The organism is Bradyrhizobium sp. CCBAU 11361, assembly GCF_028128935.1.
GTDB classification, from domain to species: domain Bacteria; phylum Pseudomonadota; class Alphaproteobacteria; order Rhizobiales; family Xanthobacteraceae; genus Bradyrhizobium; species Bradyrhizobium niftali.
This window is the reverse complement of record NZ_LBJZ01000196.1, coordinates 15,599-32,409: the sequence shown is the minus strand read 5'-3', so window position 1 is coordinate 32,409 and position 16,811 is coordinate 15,599. Positions and strand designations below refer to the sequence as shown.

General features: G+C 64.7%; 14 protein-coding genes. 2 read left to right on the top strand and 12 right to left on the bottom strand.

The window, feature by feature from the left end:
* Positions 1-45: 45 nt before the first annotated feature.
* Genes XI08_RS36965 through XI08_RS36955 form a run of 3 tightly spaced genes read right to left on the bottom strand, consistent with a single transcriptional unit; the run spans position 46 to position 3,591 of the window.
* Positions 46-777 (bottom strand): ABC transporter ATP-binding protein, encoded by a 732-nt coding sequence (locus tag XI08_RS36965; RefSeq protein ID WP_271578195.1) that lies wholly within the window; start codon positions 775-777, stop codon positions 46-48.
* Positions 774-2,543 (bottom strand): branched-chain amino acid ABC transporter ATP-binding protein/permease, encoded by a 1,770-nt coding sequence (locus XI08_RS36960; RefSeq protein WP_271578194.1) that lies wholly within the window; start codon positions 2,541-2,543, stop codon positions 774-776. The genes XI08_RS36965 and XI08_RS36960 overlap by 4 nt, the downstream gene beginning before the upstream one ends.
* Positions 2,544-2,550: 7 nt before the next feature.
* Entirely contained in the window at positions 2,551-3,591 is a 1,041-nt protein-coding gene (locus XI08_RS36955) for a branched-chain amino acid ABC transporter permease (RefSeq protein WP_025575788.1), read from the bottom strand.
* Positions 3,592-3,768: 177 nt separating this feature from the next.
* On the opposite strand from XI08_RS36955, the gene XI08_RS36950 reads away from it, so the two are divergent.
* Positions 3,769-4,296, top strand: coding sequence for a MarR family winged helix-turn-helix transcriptional regulator (locus tag XI08_RS36950; RefSeq protein ID WP_027543341.1), 528 nt, complete (start codon positions 3,769-3,771; stop codon positions 4,294-4,296).
* A gap of 245 nt (positions 4,297-4,541) precedes the next feature.
* Here the strand turns inward: XI08_RS36950 and XI08_RS36945 are convergent, their stop codons facing one another.
* The 9 genes from XI08_RS36945 to XI08_RS36905 form a co-directional block, all read right to left on the bottom strand.
* A complete protein-coding gene (locus XI08_RS36945) occupies positions 4,542-5,825 on the bottom strand; it encodes a glycerate kinase type-2 family protein (RefSeq protein WP_271578193.1) in 1,284 nt (427 codons plus the stop codon).
* Between the two features lie 194 nt (positions 5,826-6,019).
* Positions 6,020-7,249 carry an ABC transporter substrate-binding protein gene (locus XI08_RS36940; protein WP_271578192.1) on the bottom strand — a complete coding sequence of 410 codons (1,230 nt, stop codon included), beginning with the start codon at positions 7,247-7,249 and terminating at the stop codon, positions 6,020-6,022.
* 238 nt (positions 7,250-7,487) lie between these two features.
* The gene (locus tag XI08_RS36935; protein ID WP_271578191.1) at positions 7,488-8,714 is read right to left on the bottom strand and encodes an ABC transporter substrate-binding protein; all 1,227 of its coding nucleotides are present in this window, start codon (positions 8,712-8,714) and stop codon (positions 7,488-7,490) included.
* A 121-nt stretch (positions 8,715-8,835) separates the two neighbouring features.
* Positions 8,836-10,071, bottom strand: coding sequence for an ABC transporter substrate-binding protein (locus XI08_RS36930; RefSeq protein ID WP_027543338.1), 1,236 nt, complete (start codon positions 10,069-10,071; stop codon positions 8,836-8,838).
* A 40-nt stretch (positions 10,072-10,111) separates the two neighbouring features.
* A complete protein-coding gene (locus XI08_RS36925) occupies positions 10,112-11,131 on the bottom strand; it encodes a branched-chain amino acid ABC transporter permease (protein ID WP_027543337.1) in 1,020 nt (339 codons plus the stop codon).
* Positions 11,132-11,133: 2 nt separating this feature from the next.
* The gene (locus XI08_RS36920; protein WP_027543336.1) at positions 11,134-12,012 is read right to left on the bottom strand and encodes a branched-chain amino acid ABC transporter permease; all 879 of its coding nucleotides are present in this window, start codon (positions 12,010-12,012) and stop codon (positions 11,134-11,136) included.
* 12 nt (positions 12,013-12,024) lie between these two features.
* Positions 12,025-12,738 (bottom strand): ABC transporter ATP-binding protein, encoded by a 714-nt coding sequence (locus XI08_RS36915; protein WP_014498266.1) that lies wholly within the window; start codon positions 12,736-12,738, stop codon positions 12,025-12,027.
* Complete coding sequence (locus XI08_RS36910) at positions 12,735-13,532, bottom strand: ABC transporter ATP-binding protein (RefSeq protein WP_271578190.1); 798 nt, start codon at positions 13,530-13,532, stop codon at positions 12,735-12,737. Before XI08_RS36910 ends, XI08_RS36915 begins: the two co-directional genes overlap by 4 nt.
* A gap of 66 nt (positions 13,533-13,598) precedes the next feature.
* The gene (locus tag XI08_RS36905; protein WP_025575806.1) at positions 13,599-14,465 is read right to left on the bottom strand and encodes an IclR family transcriptional regulator; all 867 of its coding nucleotides are present in this window, start codon (positions 14,463-14,465) and stop codon (positions 13,599-13,601) included.
* Positions 14,466-14,595: 130 nt separating this feature from the next.
* On the opposite strand from XI08_RS36905, the gene XI08_RS36900 reads away from it, so the two are divergent.
* Positions 14,596-16,692, top strand: a complete 2,097-nt coding sequence (locus XI08_RS36900; protein WP_271578189.1) for a 3-hydroxyacyl-CoA dehydrogenase NAD-binding domain-containing protein — start codon at positions 14,596-14,598, stop codon at positions 16,690-16,692.
* Positions 16,693-16,811: the final 119 nt, after the last annotated feature.

Below are 16,811 nucleotides of genomic sequence, written 5' to 3'. Positions count from 1 at the left end.
ATGACAGTTTTGCGGATGATACGCCAGTGAGCGCCGCTAGCAGACCTACGACACGCTCGCGCCTTCGTGCTGGAAGCCGAGATAGCTCGCCGCAACGCGTTCGTTCGCGGCGATGTCGCTGGCCTTGCCGCTGAGCACGAACTCGCCGAGCTCCATCACATAGGCCTGGTCCGCGATCTTGAGCGCGGCCTGCGCGTTCTGCTCGACCAGCAGCACCGAGACGCCGCTGGCGCGCAGCTCGGTGACGATGCGGAAAATGTCGGCGACGATGATCGGGGCGAGGCCGAGGCTCGGTTCGTCCAGCATCAGGAGCTTCGGCTCGCCCATCAGCGCGCGGCCCATCGCGAGCATCTGCTGCTCGCCGCCGGAGAGCGTGCCGGCGAGCTGCTTGCGCCGCTCCTTCAGCCGCGGGAACAGCGTGTAGACCCGCTCCATCGAGGCTTTCGCCTTGCCCCGCTCGATGCGGAAGGCCCCGAGCTCGAGATTGTCCTCGACATTCATGGTCACGAACAATTCGCGGTGCTCCGGGACGAGGCCGAGGCCCATCGCGACGCGGTCCTCGATGTCGAGCCGCGCGAGGTCCTGGCCGGCAAAGACAACGCGGCCCTTCAGCGGCAAAATGCCCATGATGGCGGACAGCAGCGTCGTCTTGCCGGCGCCGTTGGCGCCGACGATGGTGACGATCTGGTTCGCCCCGACCTCGAGCGAGACCGAGCGCACCGCCTCGACCTTGCCATAGGCGACATGCGCGTCGGTGACGGACAACAGCGCGCTCATGCCGCCACTCCGAGATAGGCCTTGATCACTTCGGGATTGGTCTTGATCGTGGCGGGCGTGCCCTCCGCGATCTTGGTGCCGAAATCGAGCACGACGATGCGGTCGGCCAGGTTCATGACGAAGCCCATGTCGTGCTCGACCAGCAGCACGCTCATGCCGCCGTCGCGCAACTCCCGCAGCAGCTTGGCAAGCTGCTGCTTCTCCATGTGGCGGAGGCCCGCGGCAGGCTCGTCGAGCAGCAGCAGCATCGGATCGACGCACAGCGCGCGCGCGATCTCGACGATGCGCTGCTGGCCGAGCGAGAGCGAACCTGCGAGCTGGTGCATCTGGTCGGCGAGGCCGACGCGCTCGATCTGACGGGCGGCTTCCGCCAGCAGTTTTGCTTCATCGGCGCGGTCAAGCCGCAGCATCGAGGCGATCGGCCCCGAATGGCCGCGCAGATGCGCGCCGATCGCGACGTTCTCCAGCACGGTCATGTCGGGGACCAGCTTCACGTGCTGGAAGGTGCGGGAGATGCCGAGCTTGACGATCTCCTGCGGCGGCGCGTTGTCGACCTTCTTGCCGAGCACCGAGATCGACCCTGATGTCGCCGACAGCACGCCGGTGATCAGGTTGAACGTCGTGCTCTTGCCGGCGCCGTTCGGCCCGATCAGCGCGACGATCTCGCGGGCCTGGACGTCGAAGGAGACGTTGTTGACCGCGATCACGCCGCCGAACTGCTTGCGCGCCTTCTCGACCTGGAGCAGGACACTGGCCTCGCCGGCCGCGCGGGTGCGCTGCTCCAGCTTCAGTGAGGTGTCCGGCTTCCTGCCACTGGTGCGCTCGGGCAGGAACGACATCAGCCACGGCCAGACGCCGCCGGGCGCGAGTTGCAACAGCGCCACCAGCATGATGCCGAACACGATGGTCTCGACCTGGCCGGAACCCGGCAGGAGCAGCGGCAGATAGCTTTGCAGCACCTCTTTCAGGACCACGACGATCGCCGCGCCCAGCACGCCGCCCCAGACATAACCGGCGCCGCCGACCACCGCGATGAAGAGATATTCGATGCCGGCCTGCGCGCCGAACGGCGTCGGGTTCACCGCGCGCTGAAGGTGCGCGTAGAGCCAGCCGGAGAGGCCGGCCAGCACCGCGGCATGGATGAACACCAGCAGCTTTGCCCGCGGCGTGTGCACGCCGAACGCCTCGGCCGCGATATGGCCGCGCCGCAGCGCCCGGATGGCGCGGCCGGTGCGGGAGTCCAGCAGGTTCATCGTGAGCAGGGCCGAGAGGATCACGGCGACCCAGATCGCGTAATAGATCGAGCCGGGCGAGAGCATCTTGTACGCGCCGATCGACAGCGGCGGGATCGCCGAGATGCCGTCGTTGCGGCCCAAAAACTCCAGCTTGCTGAAGAGATAGAACAGGCCCAGCCCCCAGGCGAGCGTGCCGAGCGGCAGATAGTGGCCGGAGAGGCGGACGGTGACGAGGCCAAGCAGCACCGCCAGCGATCCGCTGACCACGAGCGACAACGGCAGCGTCAGCCAGGGCGACAGGCCGTAGCTCGTCGACAGCACCGCGGTGGTGTAGGCGCCGAAGCCGACGAAGGCGGCCTGGCCGAACGAGGTGAGGCCGCCGACGCCGGTCAGCAGCACGAGGCCCATCGCGACCAGGGCGGCAAGGCCGATATTGTCGAGCAGCACGATCCAGAACGGAGGCATGCCAGGTACAAACGGGATTGCCGCCATGACAAGCGCGAAGACGAGGATGGGAAGCCGGCTCTGCATCTTGGCGTCAGTCCTTCTCTTCCTCGACCGCGGGCGCGGCGAGCGAGCGCAGCAGCAGCACGGGGATCAGCAGCATGAAGACGATCACTTCCTTGTAGTTGGAGGCGTAGAAGGACGAGAACGCCTCGACGATGCCGACGAACAGCGCCGCGACGGCGGTGAGGGGGTAGCTGACGAGGCCGCCGATGATCGCGGCGACGAAACCCTTCAGCCCGATCAGGAAGCCGCTGTCGTAATAGAGCGTCGTGATCGGCACGATCATGATGCCCGACAGCGCGCCGATGACGGACGCCAGCAGGAAGGCGATCTGCCCGGACAGCGTGGTGCGGATGCCGGCCAGCCGCGCCCCTAACCGGTTCACGGCGGTCGCGCGCAGCGCCTTGCCGTAGAGCGTCAGGCCGAAGAACAGCCAGAGCCCGACGATGAAGGCGATGGTGATGCCGTAGACGGTGATGCTCTGGCCGGTGAAGCGCAGCGCGCCGGCGGTGAAAGAGCCGGACAGCACGGCAGGTCCGCGCTGGCCTTCGGCGCCGAAGAACAGGAGGCCCAGTCCCTGCAGCGCGAGGTGAACGCCCACCGAGGCGATCAGCAGCACCAGCACGGAGGTGTGCGCCAGCGGCTGGAACGCGACGCGGTAGAGATAGAGGCCAATCATCGCCACGATCACCAGCGACAGCACGATGCAGATCGCCACCGGCGGCTTCTGGGCGGCGAAATAAACGGTCAGCGCCAGCACGATGCCGGGCAGCACGATATTGGTGAGGACGCTGCGCAGGATCAGCCGGCCATGCAGCGCCTTGCGGGCCACGAACAGGTCGAAGGCGAAGGCTCCGATGCCGAGGGCGAGCGCGAGTTTTGCCGTGCCCGGCATCTGGCCCGCGGCCAGCGAGGCATAGGTCAGCGCGCCATAGGTGACGAACTCGCCCTGGGGAATCAGGATCACGCGGGTAACGGCGAACACCAGCACCAGCGCGAGGCCGAGCAGCGCATAGATCGCGCCATTGGTGATGCCGTCCTGCACCAGGAACAGCATGATAGTGGTGTTCAAGACCGGACGCTCCCCCTCAAAGATTAAGGACCGGTCTCCGCAATTGCGGTGGACGGTCCGCTCACAGCCATTGAAATGCGCTGGCGATATTTGATATGGTCCATAACAATTATCAAATATAACTTCAAGGGGCGGGGCGACCCGTCCCGAATTTAGCGGGATTACGAGCACGAGGCGATGACCGTTTCCAAATCCGCTGAAAAGTCCTCTGAAAAGCCTGCCGACACGGCCAAGGGCCGCAAGGACGCGGCCGAGGCCCAGGGGGCAGCCGAAGCCCTCCAGCTCGGCGAGCTCTCCGAGCAGCTCGGCTACGTCCTGAAGCGGGCGCAGCTCAAGGTGTTCGAGAACTTCCTGCGCTGCATGGCCTCGCTCCAGCTCACGCCGGCGCAGTTCTCGGTGCTGCTGCTGGTCGAGAAGAACCCGGGGCGTAACCAGACCGAGATCGCCTCCACCCTCGGCATCCTGCGCCCGAATTTCGTGGCCCTGCTCGACAATCTCGAAAGCCGCGACCTTTGCGCGCGGATCCGCTCCACCAACGACCGCCGCTCGCATATCCTGGTTCTGACCGACAAGGGCAAGGCCGTGCTGACGCGGGCGAAAAAGCTCGTCGCCACCAAGCACGAGGCGCGGCTGAACGACCTGCTCGGCCAGGCCAACCGCGAAGCCCTGATCGAGATGCTCTCGAAGATCGCCAACGAGTTTTGAGGCGCGCGGCTGTGGGGCGGCCGCCGGCTTGCGGCAAGCCCAATCCACAAACTCCGCCGTCATCGCTCGCGAAGGCGGGCGATCCAGTATTCCAGAGACGGTTGTGGGATACGGAGAAGCCGCGGCGTACTGGATTCCCCGCTTGCCGCCTACGCTAAAGCTTCGGCGCCCCTGGACCTCAACCCCGGCGAAGCTTTGGCGTAGCCGGGTCGCGGGGAATGACAGCGGAGCGTGAGGCGCGCGCCTCAATCCACCAGGATCACCCGGATATCGTTCACGTTGGTCAGCGTCGGGCCGGGCATCAGCAGATCGCCGGTCGCCTCGAAGAACGCCGTCGCGTCGTTGTTGTCGAGATAGGCCTGCGGCTGGAGCGCCAGCGCCTTCATCTTCGCAAACGTCGCCGCGTCGATCAGCGCACCTGCGGGGTCGGTGGGGTGGCCGGCGCCACCATCGGCGCCGTCGGTGTCGCCCGCGAGCGCGGAGATGCCGGCCGTGTCCTTCAGCAGGGCGGCGAGCGCCAGCGCGTATTCCTGGTTCGGACCGCCGCGCCCCTGGCCGCGCACGGTGACCGTAAGCTCGCCGCCGGAGAGGATCGCGATGCGCTTGCCCTGCGCGCGCGCCTGCAACGCGAGTTCGGCATGACTGGCCGCGACCTCGCGCGCCTCGCCTTCGAGATCGGCGCCGAGATCGATCGTCTCGTAGCCGGCCTCTTTGGCGAGCTTCACCGCGGCGTCGAGCGACTGCTTGGGCCGCGCGATCAATTCGAACGACGCGCGCGCGAAGGCGGCATCATCAGGCTTGCAGCTCTCGTTGTTGGGATCGTCGAGCGCGCGGCGCACGGCATCGTCGATATCGAGCTTGTACCTGGCCACGATCGCGCGCGCATCGGCCAGCGTGGTCGGATCGGGCACGGTGGGGCCGGAGGCGATCGCGGAGGGATCGTCATGCGGCACGTCGGAGATCGCGAGCGTCACGATCTCGGCGGCGTTCCTGCCGGCGCGCGCCAGCCGTCCGCCCTTGATCCGCGACAGATGCTTGCGCACGACGTTCATCTCGCCGATCGGCGCGCCCGAGCGCAAGAGCGCCCTGTTGACCGCCTGCTTCTGCGCAAAGCTGATGCCGTCCACCGGCGCGATCCAGTTCGCCGAGCCGCCGCCGGTGAGCAGCACCAGAAGCAGATCGTCGGGCCCGGCCTCGCCCGCGAGCGCGAGCGTGTCGGCCGCGCCCTTGAGGCCGGCTTCGTCTGGCACGGGATGGCCGGCTTCGACCACGCGGATGCGGCGGGTCGGCACACCGTAGCCGTGGCGTGTGGTGGCGATGCCGACCAGCCGCTCCGGCGCGAGCTTCAGCACGTCGAGATAATGCCGCTCGGCGGCCGCGGCCATCGCGCCGGCGCCCTTACCGGCGGCGAGGCAGATCACGCGTCCTTTTGGGGCCGGCCGCAGATGCGGCGCCAGAATTGTATTCGGATGTGCGGCGGCAACGGCGGCGTCGTAGAGCGCGCGGAGCAGGGGACGTCGGTCGGTCATGACGATGGCCTTGAGCAGACTGAAGCGATGGCGGCGAATTCGCCGTTCACCTGCCTACCGTATCATGCGCGAAAGCGTAAGCAGCGTTTACCATCATTCGATTGTGCAATCGCGTGATCATAATCGCCGTGCAGCAAAAAGCCCCCCGCGAGAGGCTCGCAGGGGGCTTTCGCATATTTGGATCCTGCTGGCGGCTAGCCGCCGACGTCGGCGCTGATCACGTCGCCGAACAGCTCCCACTTCTCGCCCTTGAACTTCTCGAGCTGCAGCTGGCTGATCGGTGCGAAATCGGTCGGCGAGGTGTTGATCTTCACGCCCGGCAGCAGCGCCTCGGTGCGGAAGTCCTGCAGGTTCGCCGCCTGCTTCATGACGTTCTCGCGAGTGAGATTGTCGCCGCACTGCTTCAGCACCTGGACCAGCGTCTGTGCCACGGCATAGCCGACGATGGTGCCCTTATCGAGCTTGTCGCCCTCGGGGAAGTATTTGGTCATGAATGCCAAAAACTCCTTCATGCCGGGATCGTTGTTCCACGCGGGATCCGACACGTCCTTCAGATAATCGGCCGAGATGATGTCCTGGCCGTTCTCGAAGCCGGCGGGCTTCATCACGCTGCCGACGGAGGCCGAGACGTTGTTGAGGAAGTGCAGCGGCTTCCAGCCGATCTCGGAATTCTTCTTGATCGCCTGCGCGGCGAATTTCGGCGTCGTGATGTTCATGAACACGTCGGCACCGGTCGATTTCAGCTTGACGATGTGGTTGTCGATGGTCGGCTCGGAGGTCTCATAGCTCTCCTCGATCACGATCATCGAGGCAGCCTTGGCGCCCAGGCCGTCCTTCAGGCCCTTCAGATAGTCCTTGCCGTAATCGTCGTTCTGGTAGAGCACGGCGATCTTGGCGTCCGGCTTGTTCTTCAAGAGCCACTTCGCATAGATCTGCGTCTCGCTCTGGTAGTTGGGCTGCCAGCCCATCGTCCAGGGGAAGTTCTGCGGATCGTTCCACTTGGTGGCGCCGGTGGCGACGAACAGCTGCGGCACCTTCTTCGAGTTCATGTATTTCTGGATCGCCGAGTTCGGCGGCGTGCCGAGCGAGTTGAAGATGAACAGCACCTCGTCGCTCTCGACCAGCTTGCGCGCCTGCTCGACCGTCTTCGGCGGCGAATAGGCGTCGTCGTAGCTGATATAGTTGATCTTTCGGCCGTTGATGCCGCCCTCTTCGTTGATCTTCTTGAAATAGGCGGCTTCGGTCCGCCCGATGATGCCGTAGGCGGAGGCCGGTCCGCTGTAGGGCATGATGTTGCCGATCTTGATCTCGGTGTCGGTTGCGCCGGTATCGTATTTCTTCTGGGCCGATGCAGTGGAGGCCGAGGCCGCAATGAGCGCAAGCGCCAGTGACGCGGCCGCAAGTTTGCCGGTGACAGCGGGCATTCCTATCTCCCTATTTTCTTGGTGTGTGCGCCCCGTTTCTTGTCTTGATTGTTTTTGGCGACGCGGTCGCAATTCAATACGATTTGTCCTGTGCCTTCAACAGAAAGCCCCTGCAACTGCGTCGCAGGGGCTGCTTCTTTAGTAGTCAAGGACGGGCGCGGTCTCGTGTGCGAGTGCGAGACAGCACGACTGTCTTGAGTTGCTTAATTCATACAGGGCGATTTTGAGTTGAGCTGGTTCAGTTGCCCATCTCGCTCGAGATGATGTCGCCGAACAGCTCCCATTTCCTGCCCTTGAACCGCATCATCTGGAGCTGTTCGATCGGGGCGAAATTGTCCGGTGCGGTGTTGATCCTGATACCGGGCAGCAGCGTGTCCGGCGCGAAATCCTTCAGGCTGGCGGCCTGCTTCATGACGTTCTCGCGGGTGAGGTCGTCGCCGCACATCTGCAGCACCTTCACCATGGTCTGGGCCGCGGCGTATCCGAACACCACGCCGGTATCGAGCTTGTTCGCCTTGGGATCGTAGTGCGCGAGGAAGTCATAGAACTTCTTCATGCCCTCATCGGCGTTCCATTGCGGGTCGGAGCCGTCCTTGGTGTAGCTGGCCGACAGGATGCCTTGCGAGATTTCGAGCCCCGCCGGCTCCAGCACGCCGCCGACCGAGGCCGAGACGTTGGAGAGGATGTGGGTCGGATGCCAGCTGATCTCGGCCGCCTTCTTGATCGCTTGCGCGGCGAATTTCGGCGTGGTGATGCTGATCAGGACATCAGCGCCCGAGGCCTTCAGCTTCACGACGTGCTCGTCGACCGCCGGCTCCGAGGTGTCGTAGGCCTCTTCCATCACGATCATCGACGCCTTGGTCCCCAAGCCGGCCTTCAGCCCCTTGAGATAGTCCTTGCCGAAATCGTCGTTCTGGTAGAGCACGCCGATCTTCGCGTCCGGCTTCTCCTTCATGATGTACTTGGCATAGATGCGCGCCTCGCTCGCGTAGCTCGGCTGCCAGCCCATGGTCCAGGGATATTGCCTGGGATCGTTCCACTTCGAGGCGCCGCTCGCCACGAACAATTGCGGCACCTTCTTCTCGTTCATGTATTTGCGGATCGCACCGTTGGTGGAGGTGCCGAGCGAGCCGAAGATGAGCAGCACCCCGTCGCTCTCGACCAGCTTGCGCGCCTGCTCCACCGTCTTCGGCGGCGAATAGCCGTCGTCGTAGGAGACGAACTTGATCTTGCGGCCGTTGACGCCGCCCTCGGCGTTGATCTTGTTGAAATAGGCTTCCTCGGTCCTGCCGATCGCGGCATAGGCGGAGGCCGGCCCGCTATAGGGCATGATGTTGCCGATCTTGATCTCGGTATCGGAAGCGCCGCTGTCGTATTTCTTTTGCGCCAGCACCGGGCCAGTCATCGCAGTGCACAACGCGAGTGCGGCCGAAAGGGCCGCAATCTGAAAACGACCGGCAGTCATTGTTCTCCTACCCCGAGCTGGATCAGGGCCGCATTGAACAAGATTGACGCCCGACGTCAACAAAAAGCCCCCGCGAGCGATCGCGGGGGCTTCTTTGCGGTTGGACTATTGCGTCAGCGTGTCACTCGGAGGCGACGTCGCCGCTGATGATCTCGCCGAACAGTTCCCACCTCTCGCCCTTGAAGCGCTGCATCTGGAGCTGCGCGATCGGGGCGAAGTCGGTCGCGCCGGTGTTGATCTTGACGCCGGGCAGCAGGGTGTCCGGTGCAAAGTCCTTCAGGCTCGCCGCCTGCTTCATGAGGTTGGCGCGGGTGAGATCGTCACCGCACATTTCCAGCGCCTTGGCGAGCGTCGACGCGGCGCCATAGCCGTAGACCATGCTGGTGTCGGACTTGTCGGCACCCGGCATGTACTTGTCGACGAACTCGTTCCACTTCTTCATGCCGGGGTCGTTGTTCCACTGCGGATCCGTCGAGTCCTTGGCATAGGCTGCCGACAGCACGCCCTGCGCATTCTCGAAGCCGGCCGGCTTCATCACGCTGCCGACCGAGATCGACACGTTGGTGAGGATCTGGAGCGGCTTCCAGCTGAGCTCGGCGGTCTTCTTGATGGTCTGCGCCGCGAACTTCGGGGTCGCATAGATCAGCAGCACGTCGGGATTGGCGGCCTTGATCTTGACGATGTGGCCGTCGATCGACGGCTCGGACACCTCGTAGCTCTCCTCCATGATGATGGTCGACGCCGCCTTGGCGCCGAGCCCATCCTTGGTGCCCTTGAGGTAGTCTTTGCCGAAATCGTCGTTCTGGTAGAGGATCGCGACCTTGGCGTCCGGCTTTTCCTTCATCAGCCATTTCGCATAGATCTGCGCTTCGCTCTGGTAGGAGGGCTGCCAGCCGATGGTCCACGGGAAGTTCTTCGGGTCGTTCCACTTGGTGGCGCCGGTGGCGACGAAGAGCTGCGGGATCTTCTTGGCGTTCAGGTATTTCTGGATCGCGCTGTTCGAAGGCGTGCCCAGCGGGTTGAACACGGCCAGCACTTCGTCGCTCTCGACCAGCTTGCGGACCTGCTCCACAGCCTTCGGCGGCGAATAGCCGTCGTCATAGGTGACGAAGTTGATCTTGCGGCCGTTGATGCCGCCCTTGTCGTTGATCATCTTGAAATAGGCTTCTTCGGTCTTGCCGATGATGCCATAGGCCGACGCCGGACCGCTATACGGCATGATGTTGCCGATCTTGATCTCGGTGTCGGAAGCGCCGGTGTCGTATTTCTTTTGGGCAAATGCCGCGCCGGAGTTGAAAGTGATGACCGCCGTTGCCGTGACCAGCGCGGCGGCTCGCAGTGTTCTTCCAAAAAGCAATTCGGTCTCCTTCGTCGATGACAGTCTTGGTGAGAGTATTTCAGTTCTTTTTGAGCTTGCCGAGGAGCTGCTGGCCCACGATTGCAACCTGCCTTGCGCCGTGCGGCACGAGGTAGATGACGGCGAACAGGAGCACGCCGAACACGGCGCCGGAGAGGCCCTTGGAGATGCCCTCCGCGATGTTCGGCACGAAGATGATGAAGGCGGCGCCGACGATCGAGCCGGGCAGCCAGCCCACGCCGCCGACGACCATGCCGAGGAACAGCGAGATCGCCAGCGTGATGGTGTAGCTGTCCGGGGCCACGAACTGCACCGCGATGGCGCCGAGCGAGCCGGCGACGCCCGTGATGGCGGCGGACACGCCGAAGGCCAGGGTCTTGTACAGCGCGACGTCGACGCCCATGGCGGAGGCCGCGATCTCGTTGTCGCGGATCGCCATGAAGGCGCGGCCCGAGCGGGAGCGCAGCAGGTTCACCGAGAAGATGTAGATCGCAATCACGACCACGAGCGTGAAGTAGTACAGCCACATGTCCTGCGACATCGGCAGGCCGAACGGCGCGTCCGGCTTGGTGACGACGAGGCCCTGCACGCCGCCGGTCCAGTGCTCGAGGAAGTTCAGCTTGAGGAGCTGCGGCATGGCGGTGGCGAGCGCGAAGGTCGCGAGCGCGAGGTAGACGCCGGAGAGCCGCAGCGCCGGCTGCCCGAACAGGAAGCCGAAGCCGAAACAGACGACGCCGGCGATCGGCAGCGTCAGCGCGTAATTGACGTTGAAGTGCTCCATCAGCACCGCGGTCGTATAGGCGCCGACGGCGTAGAAGGCGCTCTGGCCGAGCGAGAACTGGCCGGAGCCGCCGGTCAGGATGTTCAGCGCCAGCACCGCGAGCCCGTAGATCAGGAGCATCGTCATCTGGAAGATGATGAAGTTCTTGACGAAGACGGGCGCGATCAGCAGTGCCGCGAGCACCACCAGCGAGGTGCCGGTGCCCAGCGTCATGGCCCGCTTTGGAACGGCCTCGACCGCCTGGTGGCCTTCTGCAACGACTTCTTCTGCTGCGCTCATGATCAAACTCGCTTGACGATGTGCCGGCCGAACAGGCCAGCGGGTTTGACGACCAGGACGGAGATGATCAGCGCGAGCGCGATCGGCAGTTTCAGCTCATTGCCGACGCCGGGGATGTAGGTGCCGGCGAGGTTCTCGAAGATGCCGACCAGGAAGCCGCCGACCACGGCGCCGAACGGGCTGGTGAGACCGCCGAGCACCGCGGCGGCAAAGCCGTAGATCAGCACGCCGCCCATCATGTTCGGCTCCAGGAACACGACGGGGGCGATCAGCATGCCGGCGATCGCGCCGATCGCGGTCGCCATGCCCCAGCCGAGCGCGATCATCCAGGACGTGTTAATGCCGACGAGGCGGGCCGATTCAGGCACCGAGGCGGCCGCGCGCATGGCCAGGCCGATGCGCGTGTACTGGAAGAAGAAGTAGAGGCCGAGCAGCAGCAGCACGGTGACGCCGATCATGCCGGCCTGGTGGGTCGAGATCAGCTGGCTGCCGAGGAACGGCGAGGAGCCGAACGGGGTCGGATATTGCTTGATGGTGAAGTCCCAGATCAGGCCGGCCGAGGAGTTGATGATCGCGAACAGCGCGATGAAGCCGGCGACGTTGGTCAGCACCGGCGCCTTCGCCAGCGGCTTGAACAGGATGCGCTCGATCGCGATGCCGGCGACGAAGGAGAGCGCCAGCGTGAGGATGAAGGCGGCCCAGTAAGGCACGCCCCACTGCATCAGCTGCCAGGAGATGAAGGTCGAGAACATCGCCATCTCACCCTGCGCGAAGTTGAGATGGTCGATGGCCTGGTAGATCATGACGACCGCGAGCGCCATGCAGGCATAGATCGCGCCGGTGGCGATGCCGGCCAGCACTTGGTTGGTGAACAGCTCCATCGTGCCGGCTCCTCAGTAACCCAGATAGGATTTGCGGATTTCTTCGTTGTTCGCGATGTCCTTGGCATTGCCCGACATCACGATGCGTCCGGTCTCGATCACGTAGGCCTGGTCGGCGAGCTCGAGCGCGAGCTGGGCGTTCTGCTCGACCACCAGGATCGACACCTTGTCCTCGCGGTTGATCTTGCCGAGGATGCCGAACAGGTCGCGCACCACCAGCGGCGCGAGGCCGAAGGACGGCTCGTCCAGCAGCATCAGCCGCGGTCGCAGCATCAGCGCGCGGGCGACCGCGAGCATCTGCTGCTCGCCGCCCGAGAGCGTGCCGGCCTGCTGGGTGTGGCGCTGCTTCAGCACCGGGAAATGCGCATACATGCGCTCGATGTCGGAAACGATGCCGGCGCTGTCCTTGCGGGTGATGGCCCCGAGCTGGAGGTTCTCCTCGACCGTCATCGTCGTGAAGGTGCCGCGGCCCTGCGGCACGTGGGCGATGCCGAACCGCACGATGCTCTCGGTGGAGCGGTTGCTCAACGGCTTGCCTTCGAACTCGATCGCACCGGTGGAACGCACCATGTTGCAGATCGCGCGCAGCGTGGTGGTCTTGCCGGCGCCGTTGGCCCCGAGCAGCGTCGTCAGCGAGCCCTCGTTGAGCGAGAAGGACAGGCCATGGAGCGCCTGGACCTGGCCGTAATAGGCGCGCAGGTCCTTGACGTTGAGCAGCGTCGTCATTGGTCCTTGCTCCCGAGATAGGCCTTGATGACGTCGGGGTCCGCCTGCACCTGGGCGGGCGTGCCTTCCGCGAGCTTCTTGCCGAAATTGAGCGCGACGACGTGGTCGGCGATCGACATCACGAGGCCCATGTGATGCTCGACCAGCAGCACGGTCATGTGGCGGTCGTCGCGGATGCGGCGGATCAGTTCGCCGAGCACGTAGACTTCCTCGTGGTTGAGGCCGCCGGCCGGCTCGTCGAGCAGCAGGATCTTCGGATCGGCCGCCAGCGCGCGCGCCAGCTCGACGCGCTTCTGGGTGCCGAAGGGCAGGCCGGACACCACGGTGTGGGCGACGTCCTCGAGGTCGAGATAGGCGAGGATCTCGTGCACCTTCTTGTTGACGTCGGTCTCGCTGCGGCGAATCCAGGCGAGGCGCAGCGAGTCGCTGATGATGTCGCTGGAGGTGCGCGCATGCGTGCCGACGCGGACGTTGTCCATCACCGACAGGTTCGGAAACAGCGCGACGTTCTGGAAGGTGCGGCCGATGCCGATCTCGGCGATCCGGTGCGGCGGCCGCGACAGGATGCTCGCGCCCTCCATCAGGATGTCGCCGGACGACGGCTGGTAGAGCCGCGACAGGCAGTTGAAGAGCGTCGTCTTGCCGGCACCGTTGGGGCCGATCAATCCGAGGATCTGGCCCTTGTGCATGTCGAAGGACACGCCGTTGAGCGCAATGATGCCGCCGAACACGACGCTGACGTCGCGAACCGCGAGCAGGGGCGATGTCCCCTGCGCGAGCTGTGCCTGCGTCATCTCGTCTCGCCCGCGAATTTCAGTGGGCGACGGGGCGATGCGAACCGCTCCCGATCATGACAAAGGCTATCTGAACCCCTCGGCCACACGCGCAACTTTTCCTCCTGATTTCAGCTTTTTGCTGACTTCTTTTTTGGAATGCGGCATCAGACCCCCGAGTGCCGCTTCGATGTTCCTTACCATCGCAAGCAGACGCGGTCCAATGTCGTTGATCAAACGCTCTTCCGTGAAGCGGAATGCGGGCGCGCCGCAATTGAATGCGTAAGGTCCGGTTCCATCGTTGAGCTTGAGCGCGACGCCGGCGGCGCCGATGTCGTCGTGCCAGTCGCCGACGGAAATCGCAAAGCCGTATTTCGCGACGGTCTCGCCGGAACGTTCGAGGCCATCGCGCATCTTCGGCCAGCGGCTGCCGTAATGCTCGCGCAGGACGCGCGACAGCTCGGCGCGATCTTCTTCGGCCAGCGCCCAGAAATAGGCGCGGCCCATTGCGCTGGTTGCAATCGGCACGCGGGAGCCGACGTCGAGTTGAACGCCGACCGTCTCGCTGCCGCGGCTCTGCCCGAAATAGATCATGCTGTGACGGTCGCGGCCCCCGATCGCGACCGCGCCGCCGGTCGCGCGCATCACTTCCTCGCGAAACGGCTCGGACAAATGTCGAACGCCGAGATTGGACAATGCCGCATAACCAAGCGCCATCGCGGCCGGCGCGAGCTGATACTTCTCGAAGCGGGGAACCGGCGTCAGATAACCGAGCTTCGTCAACGTATAGGTCAGGCGCGAAACGGTCGGCTTGGGCAGGTTGGTGCGGGCCGCGATCTCCTGGTTGCCGAGAAGGCCGTCGCTGGGTTGGAATGCGCGCAACACATCAAGTCCGCGGGAAAGCGCGACGACGAAATTCCGATCGGTCGCAGTCTTCTTTCCTGTACGCTTCATCCCTGATCTGCTTCTTGCGCGGAGTCGTTGACAACGTGCGTGCTTCAAAATAACCCTGCCGTCAAGATGCGGAATTAAATTCCGCACCGCGAAATCGAACAAAAGTAAATCCCCACCAAGGAGGGAAACCGTGAGCGAAGTGGTCAAGCTTGAGCGTCATGACGAAGTTGGGATCGTCACGGTCAACAGCCCTCCGGTCAATGCGCTGAGTGCCGCAGTCCGCGGTGGCATTCTGGACTGCATCAAGGCCGCAATCGCCGATCCCGCGATCAAGGGCATCGTGCTGACCTGTGCCGGCCGCACCTTCATCGCCGGTGCCGACATCACCGAATTCGGCAAGCCGCCGAAGCCGCCCGCCCTCAACGACGTGCTGTCCGAGATCGAGAACTCGCCGAAGCCGGTCGTTGCCGCAATTCACGGCACCGCGCTCGGCGGCGGCCTCGAGGTCGCGCTGGCCTGCCATTTCCGCGTTGCGGTGAAAGAGGCCAAGCTCGGCCTGCCCGAGGTGAAGCTCGGCCTGCTGCCGGGCGCCGGCGGCACCCAGCGCCTGCCGCGCGCGGTCGGCCCCGAGCTCGCGGTCAAGATGATCGTCGGCGGCGATCCGATCGGTGCGGCGGAAGCGCTCAAGAACGGCCTGATCGAGGAGATCATCGAAGGTCCGGCCTCCGGCGGCGAGGCCTTCGTCCGCAAATTGCTCGCCGAGAAGCGTCCGCTGCGCCGCCTGCGCGACGACGATTCCAAGATCGCGGCCGCCAGGGCCGACCGCTCGATCTTCACCAATGCGGTTGCCGCCATGACCAAGAAGGCGCGCGGCCTGGAAGCGCCGTTCGCGGCCGCCGACGCCGTCGGCTACGCCATCGATTTTCCGTTCGACGAGGGCCTGAAGAAGGAGCGCGAGGGCTTCCTCAAGCTCGTCGCCAGCGACCAGTCCAAGGCGCAGCGCTACGCCTTCTTCGCCGAGCGCGAGGCCAGCAAGATCGCGGGCGTCCCTGAAGGCACCAAGTCGCGTCCCGTCAACCGTGTTGCCATTCTCGGCGCCGGCACCATGGGCGGCGGCATCGCGATGTCGTTTGCCAATGCCGGGGTTCCCGTCACCCTGATCGAGACCGGCGAGGAGCAGCTCAAGCGCGGCCTCGGCATCATGCAGAAGAACTGGGAGGCGACCGCGGCGCGCGGCGGCATCCCGGCCGATGCGCCCGCCAAGCGCATGGCGCTGATCAACGGCGTCGTCGGCATCGAGAATGTCGGTGATGCTGACCTGGTGATCGAAGCCGTGTTCGAGACCATGGCGGTGAAGAAGGAAGTGTTCGGCAAGCTCGACCAGTACGTCAAGCCGGGCGCGGTCCTCGCCTCCAACACCTCGTATCTCAACATCGACGAGATCGCGAAGTCGACCAAGCGTCCGCAGGACGTGCTCGGCATGCACTTCTTCTCGCCGGCCAACGTCATGAAGCTGTGCGAGATCGTGCGCGCCGACAAGACCGCGCCGGATGCCCTCGTCACGGCTGTCACGATCGCGCGTAAAATCGCGAAGGTGCCGGCCGTGGTCGGCGTCTGCGACGGGTTCGTCGGCAACCGCATGCTGGCGCAGCGCGGCAAGCAGTCCGAGAAGCTGCTGTTCGAAGGCGCCTTGCCGCAGCAGGTCGACGCCGTCGTCACCAAGTTCGGCATGCCGATGGGGCCGTTCGCGATGGGCGACCTTGCCGGCCTCGACATCGGCTGGCGCTCGCGGAAAGACCGCGGCATCAAGTCGGAGATCGCGGACGCGCTCTGCGAAGCCGGCCGTTTCGGCCAGAAGACCGGCAAGGGCTACTACAAGTATGAGGCGGGCTCCCGTTCGGCGCTGCCCGATCCTGAAGTCGAGAAGCTGATCGACGAGACGCTGCTGCGTCTCGGCCGCAAGAAGCGCGCCGTCAGCGACGAGGAGATCCTCGAGCGCATGATGTATCCGATGATCAACGAGGGCGCGAAGATCCTCGAAGAGGGCATCGCGGCGCGTCCCTCCGACATCGACGTGGTCTGGCTCTACGGCTATGGCTGGCCGATCTATCGCGGCGGCCCGATGTTCTGGGCCGACACCGTCGGCCTCAAGCACATCGCCGATCGCCTGGCGTTCTACGCCAAGGAGACCAACGACCCCAGCCTCGAGCCCGCACCGCTGCTGAAGAAGCTCGCGGCGGAGGGCAAGACCTTCGCCTCGCTGGCGGCGGCGTCGAAAGCGGCGTGATGGTCGCTGGCGCCTCTATGGGGGTCATTCCGGGATGGCCCGTAGGGCCAGGCCCGGAATCCATTTCGCCTCCGAGTGCGCTGCCTGATGGATTCCGGGTTCGATGCTTCGCATCGCCC